The sequence below is a fragment of the Streptomyces phaeochromogenes genome (assembly GCF_001418655.1).
Lineage (GTDB): Bacteria > Actinomycetota > Actinomycetes > Streptomycetales > Streptomycetaceae > Streptomyces > Streptomyces phaeochromogenes.
Genome location: NZ_LIQZ01000576.1, coordinates 1 through 1,528 on the forward strand (window position 1 = coordinate 1; position 1,528 = coordinate 1,528).

At 71.5% G+C, this 1,528-nt stretch carries 1 protein-coding gene and 1 pseudogene; both read right to left on the bottom strand.

Going from position 1 to position 1,528, the window contains the following annotated elements; genetic code table 11:
- A partial coding sequence (locus AOK17_RS53160; RefSeq protein WP_245697833.1) for a PP2C family protein-serine/threonine phosphatase occupies nt 1-376 on the bottom strand: 376 nt, incomplete at both ends.
- A gap of 2 nt (nt 377-378) precedes the next feature.
- Nucleotides 379-1,514, bottom strand: a pseudogene (locus AOK17_RS46060) (PAS domain-containing protein); the annotation flags it as partial.
- Nucleotides 1,515-1,528 lie beyond the last annotated feature (14 nt).

A 1,528-nucleotide genomic window follows, 5' to 3' on the forward strand; every position in this document is an offset into this window, starting at 1 on the left:
CAGGAGCAGCGCCACGTCGTCCTCGCCGCCGCGCTCCTCGGCCACGTCGATGAGCCGGTCCGCGAGGTCGCGTACGTCGTCGGGGCCGGTGGAGATGAGCGCGCGCAGGGTCTGCATGCCGTCGTCGAGGTCGATCCCGGGCTGTTCGACGAGGCCGTCGGTGCACAGCAGCAGGGTCTGGCCGGGGTCGAGTTCGAGGGTGTTGACCGGGTATTCGAGGCGCCCGAACAGGGCGGAGAGGCCGAGTGGCAGGCCCCCTTCGACGGGCAGTCTGCGGCAGCTGCCGTCGGTGTCGCGGACGAGCGGGTCGATATGCCCCGCCCGGACGACCTGCATCACGCCGGTGGACAGGTCGACCTCCGCGTACAGGCAGGTCNNCCCTGGACGTCGCCGATGACGGCCCCGACACGACCGCCGGGCAGCGGGATCACGTCGTACCAGTCGCCGCCGATGTCCCGCCCGAGGGAGCCGGAGCGGTAGCGGACCGCGATGTCGGCACCGGGGACGCTGGGGATGGAGCGCGGCAGCATGGCCTGCTGGAGGCCCTGGGCGAGGTCCTTCTCCTGCTCGTAGAACATGGCCCGCTGGAGGCTCTGCGCGATGCTGCTGCCGAGCGCGACCAGGACGTTGCGGTCCTCCGACGAGAAGCCCTGCCGGTCGTTGTAGAGCAGTCCGATGGCGCCGATGGGTCTGGCCTGGGCGATGAGCGGCAGATAGGCGGCCGAGGTGATCTCCAGGTCGGTGATGTGCGGCCAGAGCAACGGGTACCGCTCGGCGAACTCCTCCGGCGACTCGATGAAGCGCGGGGCGAGCGTACGGACGGCCTCGCTCATCGGGTACTGCTCGTCGATACGGGTGACCAGCGTGCCCGGTACGAAGCTGCCCGCGGGGCCCTCGGCGACGAGCCGGATGCGGCCGGCCTCGACCAGGCCCATGACGAGGCTCTTGGCGCCCAGATGGGTGACCCCGTGGGTGTCCTTGAGGACGTCGATGACGTCCTGGACGGTGTGGGCGTGCGCGAGGGCCGCGGTGGTGATCTGCACGACGTTCGTCTGCTGGCGGCGGGCCTCGTCCTGGGCGGCCTGCTCGCGGCGGGCCTCGGCCTCGCCGAGTTCCTCCGTGGCGTCGCGGACGATGCCGATGATGCGGCGCGGGCGGCCCGTCTCGTCGCGCCGGATGTAGCCCTGGGTGTGGGTCCAGCGCAGGGTGCCGTCCCGGCGGCGGACCCGGAAGTACGCCCCGTAGTTCTCGCTGCCGTCCTTGATGGCCTGGGAGACGTGGGCGTCCAGACGGCGGCCCTCGGTCGGCGGCACCCGGGGGCTCAGCGATTCGGGGCGGCCGTCGAACTCGTCGGGGCGCACGTCGAAGATCTCGTGGGCCAGGGCGTCCATCTGAAAGGTTCCGGCGTCCAGGTCCCAGTCGAAGCTGCCCATGCGGTTGAGCGCCAGGATCGGGTCCGGGTGGGCGGGCCAGTCGTCCGGGAGTGACAGGGCGCTCGCTCCCCGATCAACCATGGGCCCACCTTGAC